The organism is Vreelandella nigrificans (assembly GCF_002374315.1).
Classification (GTDB): domain Bacteria; phylum Pseudomonadota; class Gammaproteobacteria; order Pseudomonadales; family Halomonadaceae; genus Vreelandella; species Vreelandella nigrificans.
This window is the reverse complement of record NZ_NWUX01000069.1, coordinates 1-919: the sequence shown is the minus strand read 5'-3', so window position 1 is coordinate 919 and position 919 is coordinate 1. Positions and strand designations below refer to the sequence as shown.

Annotated in this window: 1 protein-coding gene; it reads right to left on the bottom strand. The window is 58.0% G+C overall.

Going from position 1 to position 919, the window contains the following annotated elements:
* The coding region (gene tssI, locus CPA45_RS22505; RefSeq protein ID WP_133066824.1) for a type VI secretion system tip protein TssI/VgrG at nucleotides 1-919 on the bottom strand (919 nt) is incomplete at both ends.

Here is a 919-nt window from a genome sequence, read left to right as displayed (position 1 = left end):
CCTGCCAGTCGCAGTTAAGGCTGTTGGTGTCGTGGTCAGTCAGGGTAAAGCGCAGGCCGGGGGCAAGCTCGGGCAGGTCGCTCTCTGCTTGGGCGGTGGTCGCTTCCCGGCGCAGCTGTTCCAGACGAATGCGGGTAAAAGGTTCGCCGGAGGCATCCTGCTTATAGCGGCCGGGGTAGTCGTAGTGTTCATAGTCAGCATGTTGACCATGGGCTTCTACATCGCGGCCTTGGTGTTCGTGTAGCTGTGCATAAGCGGGGTTTTTAAAGCTGTAATCTTTCAGTGTGGCTGAGGCGGTAGCCACTCGCGCTTTGTGGCTTAGCTTGCGCACATGGCGCTGGGGGGCGGTGCCCCCGGCACGGCTGTTGTAGACACGTTCGCCAAGGCTGACGAGTAGCTGCGGGTCATCGGCGAAGATCAGCCGGTGGCTATGGTCAGTAAATTCATGGAAGTAGAACAAACCTTCTTCTGCGGCCAATCGCTCGATAAAGGCCAGATCGGTCTCGCGGTACTGTACACAGTACTCGCGCTCTGGAAGGTCACGGGTGAGGGCAAACGAGACATCGGTAATGCCCCGCTCATCGCATAGGGTATTGATAATGGTGAGCGGGTCAGCCTTTTGAAAAATACGTGAGTTTTGGCGCAGCGAAAGCCGCCAAAGTGCTGGGCGCAGTACCAGGGAGTAGAAGGTGCGGCGGTGGCCTCGGTCACCGCGGCCAAACTCACAGATAACCCCGTGAACCTGACGCAGCGGTTCGCCATCCTGCCAAATGGTCAGGGCTGCTTCGCGATCCAGTAGTTCAGCGGCATCAAGAGTGTCATCACGGCTGGCCAGATTGACGATCAGCTCAAAGGGCTGAGAGAGCGCTTCGCGGTGGGTAAAATCAATCACCGCGATATCATCAACGCCGGGTAGCGT